Source organism: Asaia bogorensis (assembly GCF_900465345.1).
Taxonomy (GTDB): domain Bacteria; phylum Pseudomonadota; class Alphaproteobacteria; order Acetobacterales; family Acetobacteraceae; genus Asaia; species Asaia bogorensis_A.
Genome location: NZ_UEGO01000001.1, coordinates 44,756 through 64,527, shown reverse-complemented (window position 1 = coordinate 64,527; position 19,772 = coordinate 44,756). Strand labels below are relative to the sequence as shown.

Annotated in this window: 19 protein-coding genes and 1 tRNA gene; 7 read left to right on the top strand and 13 right to left on the bottom strand. The window is 60.4% G+C overall.

Annotation, left to right across the window (positions count from 1 at the left end):
- Positions 1-53: 53 nt before the first annotated feature.
- From speE to fbaA, 4 genes are all read right to left on the bottom strand, one after another.
- A complete protein-coding gene (gene speE, locus ED655_RS00330; RefSeq protein WP_122038487.1) occupies positions 54-926 on the bottom strand; it encodes a polyamine aminopropyltransferase in 873 nt (290 codons plus the stop codon).
- Between the two features lie 83 nt (positions 927-1,009).
- Entirely contained in the window at positions 1,010-1,486 is a 477-nt protein-coding gene (gene speD, locus ED655_RS00325) for an adenosylmethionine decarboxylase (protein WP_023978244.1), read from the bottom strand.
- Between the two features lie 206 nt (positions 1,487-1,692).
- Complete coding sequence (locus tag ED655_RS00320; RefSeq protein ID WP_122048563.1) at positions 1,693-2,004, bottom strand: hypothetical protein; 312 nt, start codon at positions 2,002-2,004, stop codon at positions 1,693-1,695.
- 5 nt (positions 2,005-2,009) lie between these two features.
- A complete protein-coding gene (gene fbaA, locus ED655_RS00315) occupies positions 2,010-3,119 on the bottom strand; it encodes a class II fructose-bisphosphate aldolase (protein ID WP_031240430.1) in 1,110 nt (369 codons plus the stop codon).
- A 251-nt stretch (positions 3,120-3,370) separates the two neighbouring features.
- On the opposite strand from fbaA, the gene ED655_RS00310 reads away from it, so the two are divergent.
- From ED655_RS00310 to ED655_RS00300, 3 genes are all read left to right on the top strand, one after another.
- On the top strand, positions 3,371-4,033 hold the full coding sequence (locus ED655_RS00310) for a TetR/AcrR family transcriptional regulator (RefSeq protein WP_162993323.1): 663 nt from the start codon (positions 3,371-3,373) through the stop codon (positions 4,031-4,033).
- 134 nt (positions 4,034-4,167) lie between these two features.
- Positions 4,168-4,953, top strand: a complete 786-nt coding sequence (locus ED655_RS00305; RefSeq protein WP_205835954.1) for a glutaminyl-peptide cyclotransferase — start codon at positions 4,168-4,170, stop codon at positions 4,951-4,953.
- A 195-nt stretch (positions 4,954-5,148) separates the two neighbouring features.
- Complete coding sequence (locus ED655_RS00300) at positions 5,149-5,925, top strand: IclR family transcriptional regulator (RefSeq protein ID WP_162993322.1); 777 nt, start codon at positions 5,149-5,151, stop codon at positions 5,923-5,925.
- A gap of 140 nt (positions 5,926-6,065) precedes the next feature.
- Here the strand turns inward: ED655_RS00300 and ED655_RS00295 are convergent, their stop codons facing one another.
- Entirely contained in the window at positions 6,066-6,374 is a 309-nt protein-coding gene (locus ED655_RS00295; RefSeq protein ID WP_307723612.1) for a YggT family protein, read from the bottom strand.
- Between the two features lie 163 nt (positions 6,375-6,537).
- On the opposite strand from ED655_RS00295, the gene ED655_RS00290 reads away from it, so the two are divergent.
- A tRNA-Ala gene (locus ED655_RS00290) sits at positions 6,538-6,613 on the top strand.
- Between the two features lie 43 nt (positions 6,614-6,656).
- On the opposite strand, the gene ED655_RS00285 is transcribed toward ED655_RS00290, so the two are convergent.
- Complete coding sequence (locus ED655_RS00285) at positions 6,657-7,583, bottom strand: aspartyl protease family protein (protein WP_122048560.1); 927 nt, start codon at positions 7,581-7,583, stop codon at positions 6,657-6,659.
- A 5-nt stretch (positions 7,584-7,588) separates the two neighbouring features.
- Positions 7,589-8,524 (bottom strand): tyrosine recombinase XerC, encoded by a 936-nt coding sequence (locus ED655_RS00280; RefSeq protein WP_122048559.1) that lies wholly within the window; start codon positions 8,522-8,524, stop codon positions 7,589-7,591.
- Positions 8,525-8,580: 56 nt separating this feature from the next.
- Here ED655_RS00280 and ED655_RS00275 point away from each other — a divergent pair, with 56 nt between their 5' ends.
- Complete coding sequence (locus ED655_RS00275) at positions 8,581-10,815, top strand: primosomal protein N' (protein ID WP_122048558.1); 2,235 nt, start codon at positions 8,581-8,583, stop codon at positions 10,813-10,815.
- 225 nt (positions 10,816-11,040) lie between these two features.
- Here the strand turns inward: ED655_RS00275 and ED655_RS00270 are convergent, their stop codons facing one another.
- From ED655_RS00270 to ykgO, 3 genes are all read right to left on the bottom strand, one after another.
- Positions 11,041-11,295 (bottom strand): hypothetical protein, encoded by a 255-nt coding sequence (locus ED655_RS00270; RefSeq protein ID WP_146926680.1) that lies wholly within the window; start codon positions 11,293-11,295, stop codon positions 11,041-11,043.
- A 70-nt stretch (positions 11,296-11,365) separates the two neighbouring features.
- Positions 11,366-12,148: a tetratricopeptide repeat protein gene (locus ED655_RS00265; protein ID WP_162993321.1), complete on the bottom strand. Its 783-nt coding sequence runs from the start codon at positions 12,146-12,148 to the stop codon at positions 11,366-11,368.
- A gap of 37 nt (positions 12,149-12,185) precedes the next feature.
- Positions 12,186-12,311, bottom strand: a complete 126-nt coding sequence (gene ykgO, locus ED655_RS00260; RefSeq protein ID WP_025886195.1) for a type B 50S ribosomal protein L36 — start codon at positions 12,309-12,311, stop codon at positions 12,186-12,188.
- A 167-nt stretch (positions 12,312-12,478) separates the two neighbouring features.
- Here ykgO and ED655_RS00255 point away from each other — a divergent pair, with 167 nt between their 5' ends.
- The gene (locus tag ED655_RS00255; RefSeq protein WP_062165539.1) at positions 12,479-12,871 is read left to right on the top strand and encodes a hypothetical protein; all 393 of its coding nucleotides are present in this window, start codon (positions 12,479-12,481) and stop codon (positions 12,869-12,871) included.
- Positions 12,872-12,911: 40 nt separating this feature from the next.
- On the opposite strand, the gene ED655_RS00250 is transcribed toward ED655_RS00255, so the two are convergent.
- A complete protein-coding gene (locus tag ED655_RS00250; RefSeq protein WP_122048555.1) occupies positions 12,912-15,041 on the bottom strand; it encodes a S9 family peptidase in 2,130 nt (709 codons plus the stop codon).
- A 237-nt stretch (positions 15,042-15,278) separates the two neighbouring features.
- On the opposite strand from ED655_RS00250, the gene ED655_RS00245 reads away from it, so the two are divergent.
- The gene (locus ED655_RS00245) at positions 15,279-15,809 is read left to right on the top strand and encodes a YjjA family protein (RefSeq protein WP_122048554.1); all 531 of its coding nucleotides are present in this window, start codon (positions 15,279-15,281) and stop codon (positions 15,807-15,809) included.
- Positions 15,810-16,031: 222 nt separating this feature from the next.
- On the opposite strand, the gene mdoH is transcribed toward ED655_RS00245, so the two are convergent.
- Together mdoH and ED655_RS00235 are read right to left on the bottom strand one after the other, a co-directional pair.
- The gene (mdoH, locus tag ED655_RS00240) at positions 16,032-18,209 is read right to left on the bottom strand and encodes a glucans biosynthesis glucosyltransferase MdoH (RefSeq protein WP_122048553.1); all 2,178 of its coding nucleotides are present in this window, start codon (positions 18,207-18,209) and stop codon (positions 16,032-16,034) included.
- The gene (locus ED655_RS00235) at positions 18,185-19,708 is read right to left on the bottom strand and encodes an OpgD/OpgG family glucan biosynthesis protein (protein ID WP_035444360.1); all 1,524 of its coding nucleotides are present in this window, start codon (positions 19,706-19,708) and stop codon (positions 18,185-18,187) included. Before ED655_RS00235 ends, mdoH begins: the two co-directional genes overlap by 25 nt.
- Positions 19,709-19,772 lie beyond the last annotated feature (64 nt).

Sequence of the window (19,772 nt, the reverse complement as noted above, 5' to 3'; positions counted from 1 at the left end):
AGGGCAGAGCCCTGCATACCCCGGACATACAGATGTCTGTCCGGGGACGCCGATCAGCCTTCCTGCTTGGGCAGGTTCTCAGCGATATATGGCGGCAGGTTGAAGCTGCCGACATGGATTTCCGGGGTCCAGTAACGTGTCGTGCCCAGAATACCCGCGGCCTCTGCGCGGGTACGCACGTCCTCGACGGTCTGCTTTGTCGGGTTCACGCCCTTCGCAGCAACGCCAAGCGTCATGAAACCACCGACATAGGTCGGCACGGCGGCAACATAGGCCGAGACATGCGGGAAGAAGCTGGCACGGCGCAGGCTGGTTTCACGCAGTTCATCCGCCTGCATGAATGGCACGCCGCACTGGTTCACGATCAGACCCTGAGCGGAGAGGATGCGGGCGCAATCCTTGTAGAAGGCATCGGTGAAGAGCACTTCGCCCACGCCGATCGGATCGGTCGAGTCGACGATGATGACATCGAACGAGCCGTCCGCTGCCTTGGCGACATAGTCGATACCATCGCCGACGATGACATCGGCGCGCGGGTCATTCCAGGCGTCGCCAGCGATATTGGGGAGATGCTGCTTGGAAAGCTCGATAACCGCTCCGTCGATCTCGACCATGACGGCCTTTTCAACGGTCTTGTGCTGAAGCACGCGACGGAGCACGCCACCATCGCCTGCGCCGATGATCAGTACGCGCTTGGCATCGGGGTGGGTCAGAAGCGGGACATGCGTGAGCATTTCCTGATAGACGAATTCATCGCGCTCGGTGATCTGGATGACGCCATCGAGAACGAGCACGCGGCCGTGGAAGTCGCTTTCAAAGACGACGATGTCCTGAAAGTCGCTCTTGACGCGTGCGAGCTCGCGCGTGACGCGAAAACGCTGGCCCCAGTCGGGGTAGAGGGTTTCGTTGATCCAGGATTCAGACATGAGGCGGTCTCTCCCAATTTTATCAAAAAAAAGGCCGGGCAACGGGCCCGGCCTTATCTGCCTTTGAGCGCAGCGTAACGCGCTCAGCCTGCAGGCGAGATCTTTTCACGACCACGACGCACTTCGTCAGAGACGACGCGACCGGCCTGGAAAAGACGCTGCATGACCGGAATCGTCAGATTCGGGTCGCAGGCGCCGCACATGAATACGTCAACGGCGGCAAAATTGCGCTCGGGCCATGTGTGGATCGAGATGTGGCTTTCGGCCAGCACGATCACGCCCGACACGCCGCCATTGGGCGTGAAGTGATGGAAGTGGCTGTGCAGGATTGTTGCCCCTGCGGTAACCGCTGCCTCGCAAAGCGTGGCGTCGATCGCTGCGGGATCGTCCAGATTCGTGGCGTCCCAGAAATCGATCAGCAGGTGATGACCGGCGAAGCGTTCACCATCACGCTCAATGAAGTAATCCTTGCACACCTCTTCATGAGATGTGTTCGATGTGACAGTCTGGTTATCTCTCGGGAGTCCCGATACCATCCCCAGTTGAGCAAGTGCGTTCATCACGTACCTCTAAACCAGTAGACAGCCTGTTGGGCAACATGCCCCCTTGGGCCAAGGCCGCCCGATTAAAGGTCATGCCCCCCGGATGCAAGGACTTTCTGCCCGATTCATCCGATTTTCTTCATAGTGTTACTTGACCCGGCCATGGCTGTGTCGCTGCGACAAGACGCAGTGCGTTTGCCCCTCCCGTAAGCCGGAAGATGGCCTCAGGCGGTTGTCACGACCCGAAATGCCCCGATGAAATGCCAGTCCTGAAGCAGGGGCGAGCAGGCCTCATTGAGGGCTGCAAAGGCATCGGGATGATCCTTCTGGAAATCCAGATAGGCCTGGTGCGATGTCCATTCATCGATGGCGATATAGTCGCCTGGCTTGTCGAGATCGGCAATGAGGCGCGTGCCGAGATAGTCGCGGACATTGCGGTAGAGCCGTACCCACGGGCCTTCCGGCCCGTAGGTGGATTCGAACAGCGCGGTCTGGCTTGGCACGACGCTGAACGCCCTGACGATCTCGCAGGTCACGGCCTTCAGTCCCTGGTAGCGATGGATCTGCCTTTCGACCCGAGATCGGCAAATGCCTCCTCCAGACGGTCGACGATGCTCTTTTCACCAACGCGCAGCCATTTGCGCGGGTCGTAGAACTTCTTGTAGGGGGCGTCGGTCTCGGGGTCGATCTGGTGCAGGAAGGCCTTGGAGTGATCGAGCACGTATTGGCCAATGCCATTGGCAAACGCAAACTGCACATCGGTGTCGATGTTCATCTTGAACACACCATAGGACACGGCAGCGGTGATCTTGTCCTTTTCCGAACCCGATCCGCCATGAAAGACGAGGGCGAGCGGCTTGGGGCCAAGGCCGGTTTTTTCAGCGACGTGCTCCTGCGAATGGAGCAGGATCTCAGGCCGAAGCTGCACGTTGCCCGGCTTGTAGACGCCATGCACATTGCCGAAGGACGCCGCCACAGTGACGTGACCGAGCGGCGAGAGACGGTTCCAAGCGGTCAGGACGTCCTCGGGCTGCGTATAGAGATGGGCATTGTCCTCATGATCTTCGAGATCATGGCCCACACCGTCTTCTTCACCACCTGTAACACCCAGTTCGATTTCCAGGCTGATCCCGAGCTTGGCCATGCGGGGCAGAAGGCGCGCACATTCAGCCAGGTTGTCCTCAAGTGGCTCGGCGGAGAGATCGATCATGTGCGAGGAGAAAAGAGGTGGGCGTCCGGCGGCAACCTCAGCTTCACTCAGATCGAGCAGACCTTCCACCCAGGGGATGAGCTTGCGATCGGCGTGGTCTGTGTGAAGGATCACGCAGATGCCGTATTCCTTGGCCAGAAGATGGACATGGCGGGCCATCGAGGCAGCGCCCAGCACGCGGGCCCTGTGCTGATCAGCCAGACCCTCGCCGGCGTAGAAACGTGCACCGCCATTGGAGCACTGAACGATGACATCGGAATTGTTTTTCGCTGCGGCTTCGAGCACGGCATTGACACTGTCGGTGCCCACAACATTGACGGCAGGAAGAGCATATCCGCCCTGCTTGCAGGCCTCAATCAGGGTGAGATAGTCATCACCTGTGACAACTCCCGGGGGCAGGGCTCGGCTGGGGCGCGACGCATTCGGGTTTGTAGGGGTCATAAGGATCTCATGTCTCTGAAAACGGGTCGTCTCAACCGATTTATCGCGATCCGCAGGCGCAATGCCTAGACCTTTCCTGGACACATTGAAGTCATTCTCGTTGCAGTTCTGAAGGATTGGCGCGTATCGGGCAGTTTTGGCTTGCACTGATCGACCCGTTCGGTCAGTTCTGAGGGTCCGCCATCGGGCCGCCCTTGAGTTTTGCGCGTTGCCCACCGGCATCAGACCAATGCGTCAGACGGATGGACCGGTTGAACAAGAACGACATTATTGCCTCGCCCGACAATGAAGACCACGCCAGGGAGAGTGCGGCCTGCAACGCCAAGCGCCGCCAGATTCTCGATGGGGCCGAGGCGATCTTTCTCGAATCCGGCTATGAAGGGGCTTCCATGTCCCAGATTGCCTGTCGCGCCGGTGTGTCGAAAGGGACACTCTACAACCATTTCGAGAACAAGGCAGCGCTGTTTGGCGCTGTCATCGAGGATCTGAGCCGAGGTAAGCTGGCGCCCGCCATTTGTCAGAGTCACCTGACGGCCATGACATGTGAGGAAGCAGCCACAAAGCTGGCCGAGCGCTTTATCACCGTTCTGCTTCAGCCTGGCCCGCTGCGTCTCTATCGTATCATCGTGTCCGAAGCGCCGCATTTTCCGGTTCTGGCCGATACATTCTGGCGTCATGGCTTCGGACGCACGCTCAAGACCATGACGGAGTGGATCGAGCACTGGGTCGAGCGTGGTGCGATCGTAACCGATGATCCGCTTTTTGCAGCCGAGCAATTCATGGCGCTGTGTCAGACACGCCTTGTCCAGCGCAAGCGTTTTGAATTGCCGGTTGATTGCAGTGAGGAACAGATCCACGCCGTGGCAAAGCGTATCGGCAAGGCGTTCATGGCGATAAACGGCCCACCAACCTGACCAGGCCTCACGATCCGCCTCCTCGCACGAGACAGGATAAGCCTGCCGGTTGATGGATCGAGAGAGGGTGATTGTTGGAAACTGGCTGGCGGGCGTATAGCGAGCGCGTAAGCCTGCCAGCAAGAAGCTCCGCCATGCGTCTGTTCTCTCCCTGTATTATCCAGTTTTTTAGTCTGGCAATGACAGCGTCTCTGTTTGTGACAACAGGTTATGCCAGTACCCCTGTCGAGCCAGCGCAGATTATCGCCCGTTTTCCCCATGACCCCTCGGCTTTCACCGAGGGATTGTTTTACCGCAACGGTATGCTGTTCGAGAGTACGGGGCTGTCGGGGCGCTCGGTCATTCGCCGGGTTGAATTGCACTCAGGTAAAACCCTTGCACAGGTTACCGTGCCGGATGGGCATTTCGGTGAGGGTATTGTTGACTGGCAGGACCGTCTGATCAGCGTCACATGGCGTAGTGGCAGCGGCTATGTCTGGGATTTTCCTTCGCTGACGCTGAGGGGGCGATTTCACTACGAGGGCGAGGGGTGGGGCCTGACCCATGATGACAAGACACTGATTCTTTCGGATGGAACGCCGTGCCTCAAGCGTCTCGACCCTGTATCATTACATGTCATCAGCAAGCTTTGCGTAACTGCTGATGGTGTTCCAGTAAACAGACTGAATGAGCTGGAATATATTCATGGTGAAATATGGGCCAATATATGGATGACTCCAGAAATAGCCAGAATCGATCCCGTAACGGGTCAAGTGAAATCATGGGTCGATGTGACGAACCTGGAAGAAGAGGTCGCTCTCGATGATCCGGATGCTGTACCAAATGGCATCGCCTATGATCGAGAGAATGATAGATTATTCGTTACCGGGAAATATTGGCCGACACTTTACCAGATAAGAATTTCTTCCTATAAACACTGATTTGACAAAAAATGTGAACTACCCACGTCTTGATTACATAGATGTGACCGGAAAACGAAGATAAGTGTTTATTCGCCCGTGAATAACGCTATGAGATGCTTCTATGCCTCCCTTGCGGAGCAATAAAAAGTCTCAAAAGCGAACGAGAAGCCCTTTCAAAGTCCAAGGCACCGTTCAAAGAACATGGAGCGGCATGTGGCATATTCGGATAAAGACTGGCCCCAGGGTACCCAGACGCTGGGCCGTGGTTTGTCTATCATTCTGGCTGTCAGGGCTGGCGTCGATACGCTTTCCGAATTGGCGCTCGAGATCGGCTGCACACGCAGCACCACCCAGCGCCTCACCGCCGCCCTGTTGCAGCAGGGCTGGTTACGCCTGAAATCCATGGGGCGTTATGGTCTGGGTGAAAAACTGACCTCGCTCACGACCCAGACACAGCTTGTCACTCCCCTGCTGGGGCTTGCTGCCCCTTTGCTGCAAACCCTCAATGAGACAACCGGTCGCATGGTCCATCTGGGCGTTCGTGCAGACAGCGCCGTAATCTATCTGATGCGTCTGGAAGGGCGCATGCCTCTTGCAGTCCGTAGCCGGACAGGTCAGCACCTTCCCCTTGCACGCACGGGCACGGGGCGCGCGCTGATTCTGGATGAGCCGGAAGCTGAATGGACGCGTCTTTATCGCACCAGTTATCGCCATATGCCTGCCGGGCTGTCGAGCTGGATCAATCGCATGCGCTTTTATCGCTCGACCGATTGCGTGTTCGATCTTGAAGATGACGAGATCGGTATTCACTGCGTTGCGTCGCCTGTGCGTGACGCGTCTGGTTGCATTGTGGCGTCAATCAGCGTGACGGGTGGGGCAGGTGAGATGCCGCTCCTGCGTATGAAGGCGCTGGCCCCTCAGGTGCGTCAGACGGCATCATTGCTGTCTGCCAAGCTTGGCTGGCACGAGCTCAGCGACGTTGCCGACTAGGTTTGCCGCTTGATATTGGCCGGATCAGAATCTCCGGCCAGTTTCCGGTTTGGAGAGGCCGGTAAGTCGACGATGGTCGGTCGTGACTGACACGCCTGTCAGCGTGGCCAGCTATCGCAAGGCGCGCTGGCGATACGTCTTTAGAAACTGCCATGCAGTGAGGCAAAAACCAGTCGGTTGAGCACTGGCACGACAAGATACTGGAGCCCCAGCAGGACGGCGAGCGGGCTCAGATCAAGGGCGCCGAATTGCGGCAGGATCGAGCGTACGGGGTTCAGCACGGGCTCGACAATGCGACCAAGAAAAATCACGACATTGTAGACGAAGCGGTTGCCTGGATCGAGAATCCGGAAACCCACCAGCATGCTCATCACACAGTAAAGCAATAGCGCCCATGTGAAGAGCTGAATCAGCATCATGATGATGTTGTAGACGGTGATGATCAGCAAATCCGGTCTCTTCGAAAAACGATGGAATGCCTAGCTTAGCGTTTGGCAGGGCCATGAGACAACATGTGAGCTGCGCAAGCGCTCTGGCCAGTGGCGGAAGTGACCATAAAGCAGGCGAATCTTGACTTTGGGACAGGACCGTGTAGCTTCCGACGCGTTCCGTGGGGCTGTAGCTCAGATGGGAGAGCGCCTCGTTCGCAATGAGGAGGTCAGGGGTTCGATTCCCCTCAGCTCCACCACGGAACACTCCCCGACTTTCGATATGTCCCGATGTGCGGCGGCTTAACGCACCCAGACCTGTCCGGTGCCGAACGAGATCCAGATATCATGCTGGGCAAACCAGTCGGCTCCGAGTAGCATGTCGGCATTGTCTCGCATGTCGGACACGGTCAGTACCGGGTCTTTCCACACCGGATTGCCGGTACCGGGCTTTTCTTCCTGCAAGTGCAGTTCGTGAAAATGATGCCAGTGATACCAGCGTGCATTGAGATCCACGCCGCTTGTCACGCCGCCCTGATCCCGGCGCAGGATATCGTCGCTGATGCCCATGGCGTTGGCAAAGCGCCGTGAGAGTATGTGAGAGCGTGCGCCGCTATCGAGCAAGGCAAGCCCGTCATGACCGTCCAGCGTGAAAGACAGTGCCAGACGGGCACCCTCGCGCCTGGCCCGCAAAGTCGTGTAACCGGCAGGCCATGAAGGCGCGATGGGGCAGCGTGCGTCGCGTGAGGGTGAACGCCATAGCGTAAGGCGTTTTTGCGGTACATTGAACTCGACATCCATGCCGCGCAGCAGATCGACGCCCATGAGACCGGCAATCGGGGGTGTGAGAGCCGGAAGTCCCGGCAGGGCGCCGAGTGGTATCGAGCGCGAGCCCAGAGGGAGCAGCCCGATGGACAGAGCGCGTATCATCATGTTGGGGGCGAGCTGACCACGCCCGTTTGGCCCCTGTATGACGGTCAGATGCGCCGGATCGGCTGCGAGCTTGAGAGCCGAGGCGGCCTCTGGCGTGATCAGGCTGCCTTCAGAACCCGTATCGACAATGAATCGCGCCTGACGTCCATCGAGCACGACAGGGGCATTCAGGAACAGCCCGTCATTATGGAGCGGAATGTCGGCAATGCGTTCGGGCGTGCAGGGGCCGGCATGGGCACGAGACAGGCCTGAGCCCGCCAGCATGATGGCGAGGAGAAAGGCAACAGGGCGCATCATTCTTGTTATTTCCTTGCGCGTGGATGGGCCTGCCAGACGGCAAGGAGGTGGCGTTCATCGGCCAGCGTATAGGCCTGCGTCGTAGAAAGGCTGGCGTGACCCAGGAGTTCCTGGATGGCACGCAGATCCGCACCGCCCTCCAGCAGATGGGTGGCGAAGGAGTGACGCAGTGCGTGAGGGGTGGCGCTGTTGTCCAGACCGCTCTGCTCACGCCAGACCTGCATGACACGGCGCGCCACGGCGGGTTGCAGACGCTTGCCGCGTAACCCCACGAAGAGCGGCGCCTCCGGGGCCGGGCAGGGGTGCTGGCTGCGCCATAGGGCCAGTGCCTTGAGGACATTTGGCAGAAGCGGCACAAGTCGCTCCCGACCGCCCTTGCCGGTAACGCGCAACCCGGACTCCGCAGCGCGGTCGCAATCACGCAGATCGAGCGCCAATGCTTCGCCAATACGCAGGCCCGCGCCATAAAGCAGGGTGAACAGGGCTTCATCGCGCGCTGCGCAAAGCGGGTGCTTCTCAAGGGCTGCAATATCGGAGGCTGCACTGCGTGCCATGTCGCGTGAGAGCGGGCGCGGCAGACGCTTGCGTGTCTTTGGCGCCTTGAGCTGGCGCAGGGCGCTGGCGCTGACCCCGTGCCTGATATGGAGATAGTGGTAGAATGACCGTAATGCCGAGACCCGTCTGGCGCGCGAGCGGGCACGACCATCGGGCGTGCCTTTTCCGCTTTCGGCTCGGTTCGTGTCATAGGCCAGCCATGCCCTGAAATCGCTCGTGCGCAAGGAGGCAAAGGCGGAGAGATCGGGCTCCTGCCCCAGATGCTCGCCCAGAAATGCCAGAGCGGTTGCGACATCGTTGCGATAGGCCAGAACAGTGTTGGGGCGCGCCCGCTTTTCATGGGTCAGCCAGTCGAGCCATGAATCGAGACATTCATGCATCAGCATGACGGCGGACCTCGTCTCGGCTAAGAGGGCAGGGCAGAAGGGGGCGCTTGGGCAGCATGACAGAACCGAGCTTAGTGAAGCTGAAGGCAGATGGCGAGAGAGCTGTGCGCATCAGCGTTCTGCTGCCGCTGCCTTTTCCCACAGCCCTTGATTATCTTGCGCCTGAAGGCGCGGTTGCGCCGGGTGACCTGGTCAGTGTTCCGCTCGGGCGACGTCAGGAGACCGGCTGCGTGTGGGACACGCAAAGCGACGTTCCCGCCGATTTTGCACCCGCCGCTGCACGCCCCATTGCCCTCACACGCCTCAAGCCTGTGCTGGGGCGGCTCGATATGCCTGCCATACCGGGTGATCTCAGGCGGTTTATCGACTGGCTGGCCGCTTATACCCTGACGCCGCCCGGCCTTGTGCTTGCCATGGCCATTCGCGCCCGTCACACCATGCCCACAAAGGTTCAGCTCGGTTGGGTCAGGGGGCAGGCCGACCCGGCAGGATTGCGCATGACGCAGGCGCGCCAGTCGGTGCTGGAGGCCGTCAGTGAGGTTCCCCTCTCTACCGCAAGCCTGACGGAAAAGACCGGCGTCTCGTCATCTGTCCTGCGGGGGCTGGCGGCAGCCGGATTGCTGCAGGAGGTCCCTCTGGTTTCGGCACCGCTATTTGCCACGCCAGACCCTGCTTTTCATCCTCCCCATCTTTCAGACGAACAGCAGGCCGCCGCGCACATACTGGCCAGTGCAGTGCAGGGGCACAGCTTTGGCGTCACCCTGCTTGAGGGGGTGACCGGCTCTGGCAAGACCGAAGTCTATTTCGAGGCCATCGGCGCCTGTCTTGCGGCCAACCGGCAATGTCTCGTGCTGCTGCCCGAAATTGCGCTTTCCACGCAGTGGACAGATCGCTTTGCCAGACGCTTTGGTGTGCAGCCTGCGCTCTGGCATTCCGAACTGGGCGGCAAGAAACGCCGCGAGACATGGCATGCCATTGCCAAAGGTCAGGCCCCGGTCGTGGTGGGCGCACGATCGGCCCTGTTTCTGCCCTTCCCCGATCTCGGTCTGATCGTGGTGGATGAGGAGCATGAGACAGCCTTCAAGCAGGAAGAGGGTGTAACCTATCACGGGCGCGATATGGCCATTGTCCGGGCGCGCCTGTCAGATGTGCCGGCCATTCTTGTTTCTGCTACGCCCAGCCTTGAGACGCTCACCAATGTGGAGCACGGGCGCTACCAGCACGTGGTGCTGCATAGCCGCCACGGCAACGCCACGTTGCCCGATGTGCGCCTTGTCGATATGCGCCGGGCGCCGCCCGAGCGCGGCCAGTTTCTGTCGCCTGCCCTGACAGATGCCATCAGCGCAACCTTTGCGCGTGAGGAACAGGCCATGCTGTTCCTCAACCGTCGTGGCTATGCGCCCCTCACCCTGTGCCGTGCCTGCGGTCATCGTATGGAGTGCCCCAATTGCTCGGCCTGGCTGGTCGAGCATCGGGCCCGGCAGATCCTGACCTGTCACCATTGCGGGCATCATGAGCCCCTGCCCGATACCTGCCCGTCCTGCGCTGCCGAATCCAGCCTCGTGGCCGTCGGGCCGGGTATCGAGCGCGTGCATGAGGAAGCACGGCTGCATTTTCCCGATGCGCGTATTCTGGTCATGGCCTCCGATACGCTGGGCTCGCCCTCAGCGACGGCCGACGCAGTCAGGCGCATCAGCGATCGCGAGATCGACCTTGTGATCGGTACCCAGATTGTTGCCAAGGGCTGGCATTTCCCTGACCTCACTCTTGTGGGCGTGGTTGATGCCGATCTCGGACTTGGCGGTGGCGACCTGCGTGCCGCCGAGCGCACGGTCCAGCTTCTGCATCAGGTGGCGGGTCGCGCTGGCCGTGCGGAAAAGCCCGGGACGGTTCTGCTCCAGAGCTATCTGGGGGATCATCCCGTCATGAAGGCGCTCGTCTCGAACGATTATCTGGCGTTCATGGAGCAGGAATCGGCGCAGCGAAAGCCCGGTTTCTGGCCGCCCTACGGGCGTCTGGCGGCGGTCATAGTCAGTGCGGATTCAGCCGAGGCCGCTGATAAGGTTGCCAATCTGCTGGGCGCACGTGCCCCGGAAGGCGCCGGTATCCAGGTGCTTGGCCCTGCACCGGCCCCTCTCGCTATTCTTCGGGGTCGCCATCGGCGTCGCCTCCTGCTGCGTACCAGACGCAATGTGGCGGTTCAGCCCATCCTGCGGGCATGGCTCGACGGCGTGAAACTGACGAGCCATGAGCGCATCGATATCGATATCGACCCGATTTCGTTTCTCTAGACAGGAAGCGTTTCGCCGGACTTATTGGCATTGGGGCGCTGCCCCAAATCCCGCCAAAGGACAATTGTCCTTTGGAAACCTGCTTACTTGGAAGCGGGGATGGAAGGGGCAGGCCCCTTCACGGGTGCAGGGCAGCGCCCTGCCGGGGCCGGGCACCCCCGGTATCGCCCTCGCCTGGTGAGGAGCCTTGTCATCCCCAGGCGAGGTCGAGGGAAGGAGTAAAAATCAGGCGGACTTGTCTTCGCGCTTGGGCTTGATGGCCTTGACGACGAAGGTCACGATGGCGATCACGGCGAGGAGGTGCTGCAGATGGGGACGCAGCTTCTTGGGGCCGAACATGCTGAGGAAGGTCAGGCCACCCAGGATGGCTTCCTTGGTCTGCGGCTTGGCCGAGCCGCACATCTTGCTGATGCAGCAGCCCTTCTTCTGGGCCTCGGGGGCCGTCAGTTCGGTAACCTGAGCCTTGTTCTTCTTGAACATGATGTTCTCCTTTGACTTCGACATCTTATCAAACTGCATAATCAAGGCAGAGTTGAGATCGTGACGCGCTTTAAATGGCGCGTCCATCCAGTTGGGCCTGCAGCGCCTTCACACGTTTGGCACCACCGCTGGCCAGCGGATCGACCACAAGAAGCTGTCGGGCTGCCTGCAGGGCCGCCTTGAGATCGTGACGTTCCTCCTCGACCTGCGAGAGCAACTGCCATGAAAGCGGGTCGTCAGGGTCTTTCTGCAGGGCAACGCCCAGATCGCTGATCGCCCCTTCGAAATCGCCCGCCGCATAGCGCACCCGCGCCCGGCCGCGCCGGATGAATGGCTTGTCAGGCTGAAGCACAAGGGCGTTGTCGAGTGCCGCCTCGGCCTTGCGATAATCATGGGCCTTAAGGCTCGAATCCGCATTTTCCAGCAACAGGCGCGTGCTGGCAGAGAGGTTCTTCTGGCGCAGCGTCTCGGCGCGTCGTTCCAGCGCGCGGGCTTCTGTGGCCGTATGCGCCATACGCAGGGCCTTGCTCGTCTCCTGAAGGGGGTCGGGCTTTGGCGCGCTGGGGGGCTTGGCACCGGGAGAGGGCTTGGCGGAATCCGGCTTGCTGTTATCTCGCATCGCGGGGGGCGTGCCTACAGACGCGTTTGGCCCTTTGTCCGTGCGGCTCGTGCTCGTCTTGTCAGGGATTGACGGAGAGGTGGCAGCTCTGTGCAGGCCGGGTTTGTGGCCGGGCGCCGGGTGGCCGTCAGGCGATCCCTTGGCCGGGGAGAGGGCCAGAACGACAAAAGCCGCGCTGCCCAGGAGCAGACACGGCCTGACGACGGCCCCGCGAAGGGCCGTGTAACGCGTCAAAACGGGGCGAAAGCTCCGTTTCGGCATCAGCAGGGAATTAGCCCTGGCGAGCCTTCATGCGCGGGTTCTTCTTGTTGATGACATAGACGCGGCCACGACGGCGAACGACGCGGCAGTCCTTGTCGCGGATCTTGGCAGATTTGAGGCTGTTACGAATCTTCATGATAATTTGCTTCCCGGGCCATGCAAGACGAACGGGCGTCGCGCCCGCGAGAGGTGGTCGGAATACTCATGGCTCCGGTCAGAGTCAACTCCCGACTGAGCTTCAACCCCATGAAACCCTTTATTTTGGGCGTTTTCAAAGGATGAAAACCCAATTATCCTGATTCCATGAAGAAAGCTCTGCCTGTTCTAGCCGCCCTCATGGTGGGTCTGCCCCTTTCGGCGCAGGCTGCGCCCAAGCCCAAGAATGATCCTGCCTCGGTGCTTAACCGGATTCTGGCCGTTCTCCAGACCGACCCGGACTCGGCCAGCGACAGCTGTGTGGAGGCGCTCAAGGAGCTGCACAAGACGCAGAAGATCGTGGCGAACCAGGACTCGGATAGCAACAACCAGGATGCGGCTGTAGCGCGCGATGTGCTCGAATCCGATTTTGAGGAGACGATCGAGGTTTGCGGCACGGATGCCCGGACGTTGTGCCGCACCAAGGGTGAGGCCGATCCCAAGCTCCCGGCCATGTGTGCCGCTATAAGGCCACGCCCCCAGGCCGATAGCGACGACTGATTATCGTCCCGGCCCCGTATGAAGGGGGCCGGGTTCCGGATCAGGGAGTCTGATCCGGCAGCGGGCGACGCGCCATGGCCCAAAGTGCGAAACCGTAGACATAGGCGACTTCTTCCAGCCGCTTGAACCGGCCTGACGAGCCCCCGTGCCCGGCATCCATGTTGATACGGCACAGGAAGGGCCCGCCCGTGGCAACTTCACGCAGTTTCGCGATCCATTTTGCCGGCTCCCAATAGGTCACACGGGGGTCCGACAACCCACCCATCGCCAGAACCGGGGGGTAGGCCACGGGTCGGATATTGTCATAGGGCGAATAGCTGGCGATCAGATCATACGCGTCACGGTCTTCCAGCGGGTTCCCCCATTCGGGCCATTCCGGCGGGGTAAGTGGCAGGGTGTCATCTGACATCGTGTTCAGCACATCGACAAACGGTACCTGGGCAGCGATGCCGGCAAACAGTTCCGGGGCAAGATTGGCAACCGCCCCCATGAGCAACCCGCCCGCAGAACCGCCATGCGCCACGATACGCCCGGCCTGTCCGTAGCCCTGCCTAACCAGATGATGGGCGCAGGCCACGAAATCGGTAAAGCTGTTGGGCTTGTGTTTGCCGCGACCCTCAAGGAACCAGTTCCAGCCCTTTTCCGAGCCACCACGGATATGCGCGACCGCATAGACCCAGCCGCGATCGACAAGGCTGAACACCGAGGTGCTGAACCCGGACTCCATCGAGATGCCGTAAGACCCGTACCCGTAGAGCAGGAGGGGAGCCGTTCCGTCGCATGGGGTGTCCCGGCGCTTGAGAACGGTGACGGGCACCTCTGCGCCGTCAGAGGCGATGGCGAACAGGCGATGGGTCTCGTAAAGGGACGGATCATGACCCGAGGGAATTTCACGAATTTTCTTCAGGCTCTGCTCGCCTGTGCGCATATCCAGATCGTACCAGTGCGCGGGCGTCGTCGGTGATTCATAGATATAGCGCAGGATGCTGTCCTCGTATTCGAGAAAGCCCAGCAGGGTAAGGTCGAAAGCGGGCTCCTTCATGCCGATCGTGCGGACCTTCGTGCGGATATCGCCCTGATCGGTATTGTTCCCGGCACGGTTCCCCGCAGCGCTCTCTGACACGACATGAATCTCGATATTGCCGTTCACCCGTTCCGCCCAGGCGAGATAGTCCCGACAGGCTGCGGCGCCCAGCAGGAAGCGCCCCGGCTCATGCGCGAGGAAAGGCGTCCAGTTCTCTCTCGATGGCGACTGGTCCGGCGCCTGCATGAACTGGAAATCGACCGCCCCTTCCGCATTGGTGAGAATGATGAAGCGGTCATTCCAGTGCGTGAGGGTATAACGCTCGCCCCGCTTGAGGGGCGATGCGATGCAAGGTGCCTGTGTCGGGTCGCTGGCGGGGATCAGCAGCGTCTCGTTGGTGTCATGATCGCCACGTTCGATCAGGATCCATTGGCGTGATGCTGTGACCGACAGGCTCAGGAAAAAGCCTGAATCGGGCTCATCGAACACAAGAACATCCTCGCCGCCCGCCAGAGGACGACGATAGACGCGTGACGGCCGTCCGTGGTCATCACGGTAGATCCAGAACAGCCAGGCACTGTCGGGCGAGATCACGAAGCTGCCTGCGGCGCTCTCGACAGGAGGGGCAAAGGCATCACCGGTGGTCGTATCGATGCTGTGCAGGCGATAGACCTCTGAACCCTGCGTATCGGCGGCATAGACAAACACCCGGTGGTCATCGGAATGACGGACGCCAGCCAGGGCGAAATAGGCCTGGCTTTTGGCCAGCGCCTCGACATCGAGCAGGACCTGATCCTCACCGCCGGACCGGGGGCGGCGCAGATAGACCGGATGCTGTGCATCCTTGGCGAAGCGGGAAAAATAGAGCCATGCCCCATCGGGCCAGGGAACGGAATCTTCTGCCGGAGGAATACGGCCGATCATTTCCTGAAGCAGCGCGGCGCGTTCTGGCGCCATATCGGCCAGACAGTGCTCGGTGTAGCTGTTTTCCTCGCGCAGGGCTTCGGCGATATCCGTGCGGAGCAGGGACGGATCACGCAGGACTTTCTGCCAGTTCTCGTCCTTCATCCAGGCGTAATCATCCTGCCTGACCCGTTCGAGCTGGGTAATGGTGTGCGGTACGCGCCGTGGCGAGGGAGGAATCATGGCAGGACCTCAGTCTGGAAAAACAAAACCTGTACCAGAGTGCGGCAGAATGGGGCGCACCTCAACGCCCCCATGATGAAGCGCCGAAGTTTCGATAGGGGAATAAACCACTTGGCGCCTCACATGTTAGGAAAGCACACGTCCTTCATCCTGATATACTTTCGGGAAAGCGCGTTTTAACAGGCTCCGCTTGCAAGAGACGGGTCTGAAAAAGAGCAGAAAAAAAGGATCGCTTTCATGTTGTCTCGTCTTTGTCTCGGTCTGACCGCCGTCGCTGGCCTTACCTTCGCTGGTGCTTCTGCGCATGCGCAGCAGGCTCCCGTGCCGTCCGTTGCACCAGGAACGCAGTCCACCGTGATGCCTGCCGGGTCCATTCCTGTTCATCGTGATGGCGCTCCGGATGCAGCCAGTCACGTCATGCAGGCCGTTGGTGGCAGCGGCGTGAGCAACACGGTAGCGACCGCCAGCACGCCGGGCGTTCTCGATAATTATGGTCTGCCCTCGCTCGATGCGGCCAAGGCGGGCAATCTCGCTGGCCTCGCCAGCTATTGTGTGCGTAACCACCTGGTGCACGGCAACACACTGCGCGTTGTAGGCCGCAAGCTGGCCAAGCGTCCCGATGTGCAGAACGACCAGTACTACTCGCTGGGTGGTCAGGGCCTGCTACAGAGCAGCACCAATGTTCCCTTCGATGTCTCGACCCTCGATCTGAGCCATCGCACGCAGCTTTGCGCCCAGGTCCGTCAGCGTGGGCAGGATTTCAAGTAAGCGCCTGTTAAGACCGAACGACAAAAAGGGCCAGCCACAAGGCTGGCCTTTTTTTGTGGCCTGTCGTTGTGGGGCGCTATCCGAGACCATGCCTGGGGGCAGGGATCTTCCGGGACTTTGGCAAATGTGGTGTGGGGATTGGAGGGGTTCATCCCATCCCGGGTGCGAGGCAGAGCCCCGTGGGAATAATACCGGAACAGGCATTATTCCCATGAACCCTGTTCAGGCAGGGAGGCCGAGAATGAGGTCCAGGCCTTCGGCGCTGCACAGGACAGAGGCTTTTTCCTGCCGGGACAGTGTCGCGAGAGCGCTGTCCACGGAAGCGGCTTCACGCAGTTTCAGCAGACCGACCAGCAGATTGGCATCGATAGCGGCACCGGGCTGACGGGCAATGGGCAGAGCACGGCGATGCTCGGCGGCGAGAGCCGGATTGCTGCGCAGGGCCGTGAAGGCCTCGGCCGGGGGGCGATCCGGCATGGCTTCGGCCTGGGTGCGACGCAGATCGTTCTCGGCGGCGAGCTTCAGGATGGGCGGCAAATTGGTCTCTTCGGGGATGAGCAGGAGTCCCCAGCTTCTGAGCCACAGACCGACATCACGGCTTGCGGTCATGGCGGCCAGAGGAATGGCCAGGGCCAGACCAATCAGAACCGGCGTCATCCACAGGAAGAGCGAGAACGAGACTGACCAGGCCGCAGCAGCCATGACCAGACCATAGGCGGTATAGATCCAGTAGCCATGCGCCACTTCCTTGAGGGAAACGCGCCCGTCATCACGGTTCTGGGCATTCCAGCCGGAATCGCGGCCGCGCAGGATCGAAATGACGCCTGAGGTGTGGATCAGCATCGCAATCGGCGCGATCAGACCGCCAATGAGCGTTTCCAGCAGGATGGAGGCCACAAGGCGGACAAAGCCACCACAGCTGCGCAGCATGGCGCGATCAAAGAGCGCTGCGATCAGGGCGAGTGCCTTGGGGGCGAGCAGTACGGCCATCGTGCCGATGAACACGTATTTGGCCTGTACCGGATCGACCTGCGGCCAGTGCGGGTAGAGCGTCTTGGTGTCGCCAAAATATTCGGGCCGGTCGAAATGGGACTGTAGCGAGATCAGGATACCGAACATGAGGAACAGCAGCCACAGCGGCGAGGTGATATAGGCACCGATACCGACCATCATGTGCATGCGGCTCATCCAGTGCAGCCCGCGTGACAGAACGATCTTGCCATGCTGGAGATTGCCCTGACACCAGCGGCGGTCACGGATCGCGACATCTGTGAGCGAGGGCGGGCTTTCCTCATAGGAACCGAACAGACCCGGCACCATGTGAATGGCCCAGCCGCCACGACGCATCAGGGCGGCCTCGACAAAGTCATGGCTGAGGATACCGCCACCGAAAGGCTTGCGGCCCGGCAGGTGAGGCAATCCGGCTTGTTCGGCAAAAGCACGGGTACGGATGACGGCGTTATGCCCCCAGTAATTGCCTTCCGAGCCATGCCACCAGGCAATGCCGTGAGCGATCAGCGGCCCGTAAACACGCCCGGCAAATTGCTGCATGCGGGCAAAGAGTGTCTTGCCACCGATGATGACCGGCAGGGTCTGGATGAGCGCCACGTTCTCGTGGCGCTCCATGGCCGAGACCGTACGCACGATCAGGCCGCCATCCATCACTGAATCGGCGTCAAGGGTGAGCATCTGCTGATAGGCACCGCCGAAGCGTTTGACCCATTCTTCCAGATTGCCGGATTTACGATCGATGTTCTTGGGGCGACGACGATAGAAAATGCGCCCCTGCCCGTTCACCGCCTGCACAAAGGCAAGATAGGCGCGCTCCTCGCGAACCCAGACATCGGGGTCTGTCGTGTCGGAGAGGATGAAGAAGTCAAAAGCGTCGATACGGCCTGTCGCCACCAGGCTGTCATGGATCGCACGCAGGCCCACGAGGACACGGTCCGGGTCCTCGTTATAGGTGGGCATGAGCACTGCGGTCCGGGTCATCAGCGCGGGCAGAGGGGTATCGCGCGAGATGCCAAGACCCAGACCCCCGTGACGCAGCACCGAGACAAAGCCGGCAAGCGAGGAGGTAAAGGAAAGTGAGATCCAGGCGCCGAGCACCACGAACAGCGCCAGAACGATGATGCCCAGCGTCGAGACGCCCATGCTGTTGAGCACGCGGTTCATCTCGAACGCCCCCCAGCCTGTCAGGGCAATGGCACCGCCAATGACCAGCAGGCGGCGCAACCACAGCAGGGAGGGTGTGGTGGGGGGATGACGGTCACGCCCGAAAGTCTCGGGACGCTGACGCAGGCTCTGCGTCGGCATCTCGAGGGGCGATTCCGCCGGAAGCACGTCGAAGGGGGTGAAAGAGGTGGGAAGGGTGCTCACGGCGTCCAACGATACATCCATTTTTCGGAAATCGGCCCCTGCTCATTGGCAAGCTGGCACGTCAGTTCGGCCAGCTTGGCGCTGCCCGGATAGAATTCGAACGTCGTACGCCATCCCTTGATGTTCGGATTGGGCTCAACCACCACGTTCTTGATGGTCCCGGTCGAGGCCTGCGGTACGAGGTGGAAGGCTGCATTGGCGGGCAGGTTCTCGAACGGCTTGCCGGTGAAATCGATCACGAACATGCGGCCATCGGCATGATCGGTCACGGCGCCGACGCGTGTTGCGCCAATGCGGGCCAGATCGGTTGGCCAGGGCGTGTCCCAGCCCCAGTACATGCGATAGGTGTAGCCGTATTCGTGCCCGGCCTGCATGGGCTGCTTGGGGCGCCAGAACGACACGATATTGTCGTTCACCTCGTTGGGTGTCGGAATCTCGACCAGATCGACAGCCCCTTCGCCCCAGTCACCGATGGGTTCGATCCAGAGCGAGGGGCGCTTTTCGTAGTTCAGCGCGAGATCTTCGAAATCATGGAACGCGCGGCGGCGCTGCATAAGGCCAAAGCCGTGCGGGCTTGCATCCTGGAAGGCCGAGAACTGGAGATCGACGGGATTGTTCAGCGGGCGATAGAGCTGCCCACCCGTGCCGGTCCACATCTGGAGCGCTTCACTGTCATGGGCGCCGGGGCGCCAGTCATCGACATGATTGCGGTTATTGGCATCGAAATAGAACATGCCGGTCAGGGCTGCCACGCCGCCTTCGGTGATATCGGTGCGCGGATAGAAGCTCGACTGCACATCAAAGACCGTTGTGGCGCCCGGACGAATGGTGAAGCGGAAAGCACCAACGACCGAAGGGCTGTCCATCAGGGCATGAATAACGACCGAGTCGACGCCGGGCTTGGGCTTTTCGAGCCAGAATTCACGGAAGAGGGCGAATTCCTCGCCCTTCGGGTCGCCTGTGCCATTAGCGAAACCGCGGGCGGACAGGCCGTAATTCTGCCCCTTCGCCACAGCGCGGAAGTAGGATGCGCCGAGAAACACGGCACATTCTTCCATCACATTGGGGGTGTTGATGGCATTGCGCAGACGCAGGCCGGAAAAGCCGAGATCATCGGTCACGCGCAGCATCGGGTCGGGATAGCTGAACATGTCAGGGTCGTAGACGATCGGGCTCGACTGTCCGTCCACAACCTCGTTCATGTTGATACGCGGGCGATACAGGAAGCCACGCGGGAAAAACTCGACGTCAAAGGCGAGGTTCTGGCCGTGCCAGAGCGCACGCTCTTCCTTGTACGTGATGCCGCGGAACTGATCGAAGTTCAGATTGTCGATAGCGCTGGGGAGAGTCTGCTGCGGCGCCTTGTAGGCGGATTTCGACAGGTTCTGCGCGATCTGCCGTACCGTGTTGTTGTCGAACGGGGTTGGCTTCGGGGCAGCAGCAGGCGCTGCCCGGGCAATTTTGCTGGCCCCCAGTATCGAGAGGCCAGCACCGATTTTAACAAGATCGCGACGCAGCACTATGACTATCTCCGGCAGACCCGGCTAAATGCCGGGTGATGTCTGATTTTCCTAACGCCCATAA

Bases quoted from the DNA above. Each gene is read 5' to 3' on its own strand.
- speE (WP_122038487.1), bottom strand. From the start codon at position 926: ATGTCTGAATCCTGGATCAACGAAACCCTCTACCCCGACTGGGGCCAG.
- speD (WP_023978244.1), bottom strand. From the start codon at position 1,486: ATGAACGCACTTGCTCAACTGGGGATGGTATCGGGACTCCCGAGAGAT.
- fbaA (WP_031240430.1), bottom strand. From the start codon at position 3,119: ATGACCCCTACAAACCCGAATGCGTCGCGCCCCAGCCGAGCCCTGCCC.
- ED655_RS00305 (WP_205835954.1), top strand. From the start codon at position 4,168: ATGCGTCTGTTCTCTCCCTGTATTATCCAGTTTTTTAGTCTGGCAATG.
- ED655_RS00285 (WP_122048560.1), bottom strand. From the start codon at position 7,583: ATGATGCGCCCTGTTGCCTTTCTCCTCGCCATCATGCTGGCGGGCTCA.
- ED655_RS00280 (WP_122048559.1), bottom strand. From the start codon at position 8,524: ATGCTGATGCATGAATGTCTCGATTCATGGCTCGACTGGCTGACCCAT.
- ED655_RS00275 (WP_122048558.1), top strand. From the start codon at position 8,581: ATGACAGAACCGAGCTTAGTGAAGCTGAAGGCAGATGGCGAGAGAGCT.
- ED655_RS00270 (WP_146926680.1), bottom strand. From the start codon at position 11,295: ATGTTCAAGAAGAACAAGGCTCAGGTTACCGAACTGACGGCCCCCGAG.
- ykgO (WP_025886195.1), bottom strand. From the start codon at position 12,311: ATGAAGATTCGTAACAGCCTCAAATCTGCCAAGATCCGCGACAAGGAC.
- ED655_RS00255 (WP_062165539.1), top strand. From the start codon at position 12,479: ATGAAGAAAGCTCTGCCTGTTCTAGCCGCCCTCATGGTGGGTCTGCCC.
- ED655_RS00250 (WP_122048555.1), bottom strand. From the start codon at position 15,041: ATGATTCCTCCCTCGCCACGGCGCGTACCGCACACCATTACCCAGCTC.
- ED655_RS00245 (WP_122048554.1), top strand. From the start codon at position 15,279: ATGTTGTCTCGTCTTTGTCTCGGTCTGACCGCCGTCGCTGGCCTTACC.
- mdoH (WP_122048553.1), bottom strand. From the start codon at position 18,209: ATGGATGTATCGTTGGACGCCGTGAGCACCCTTCCCACCTCTTTCACC.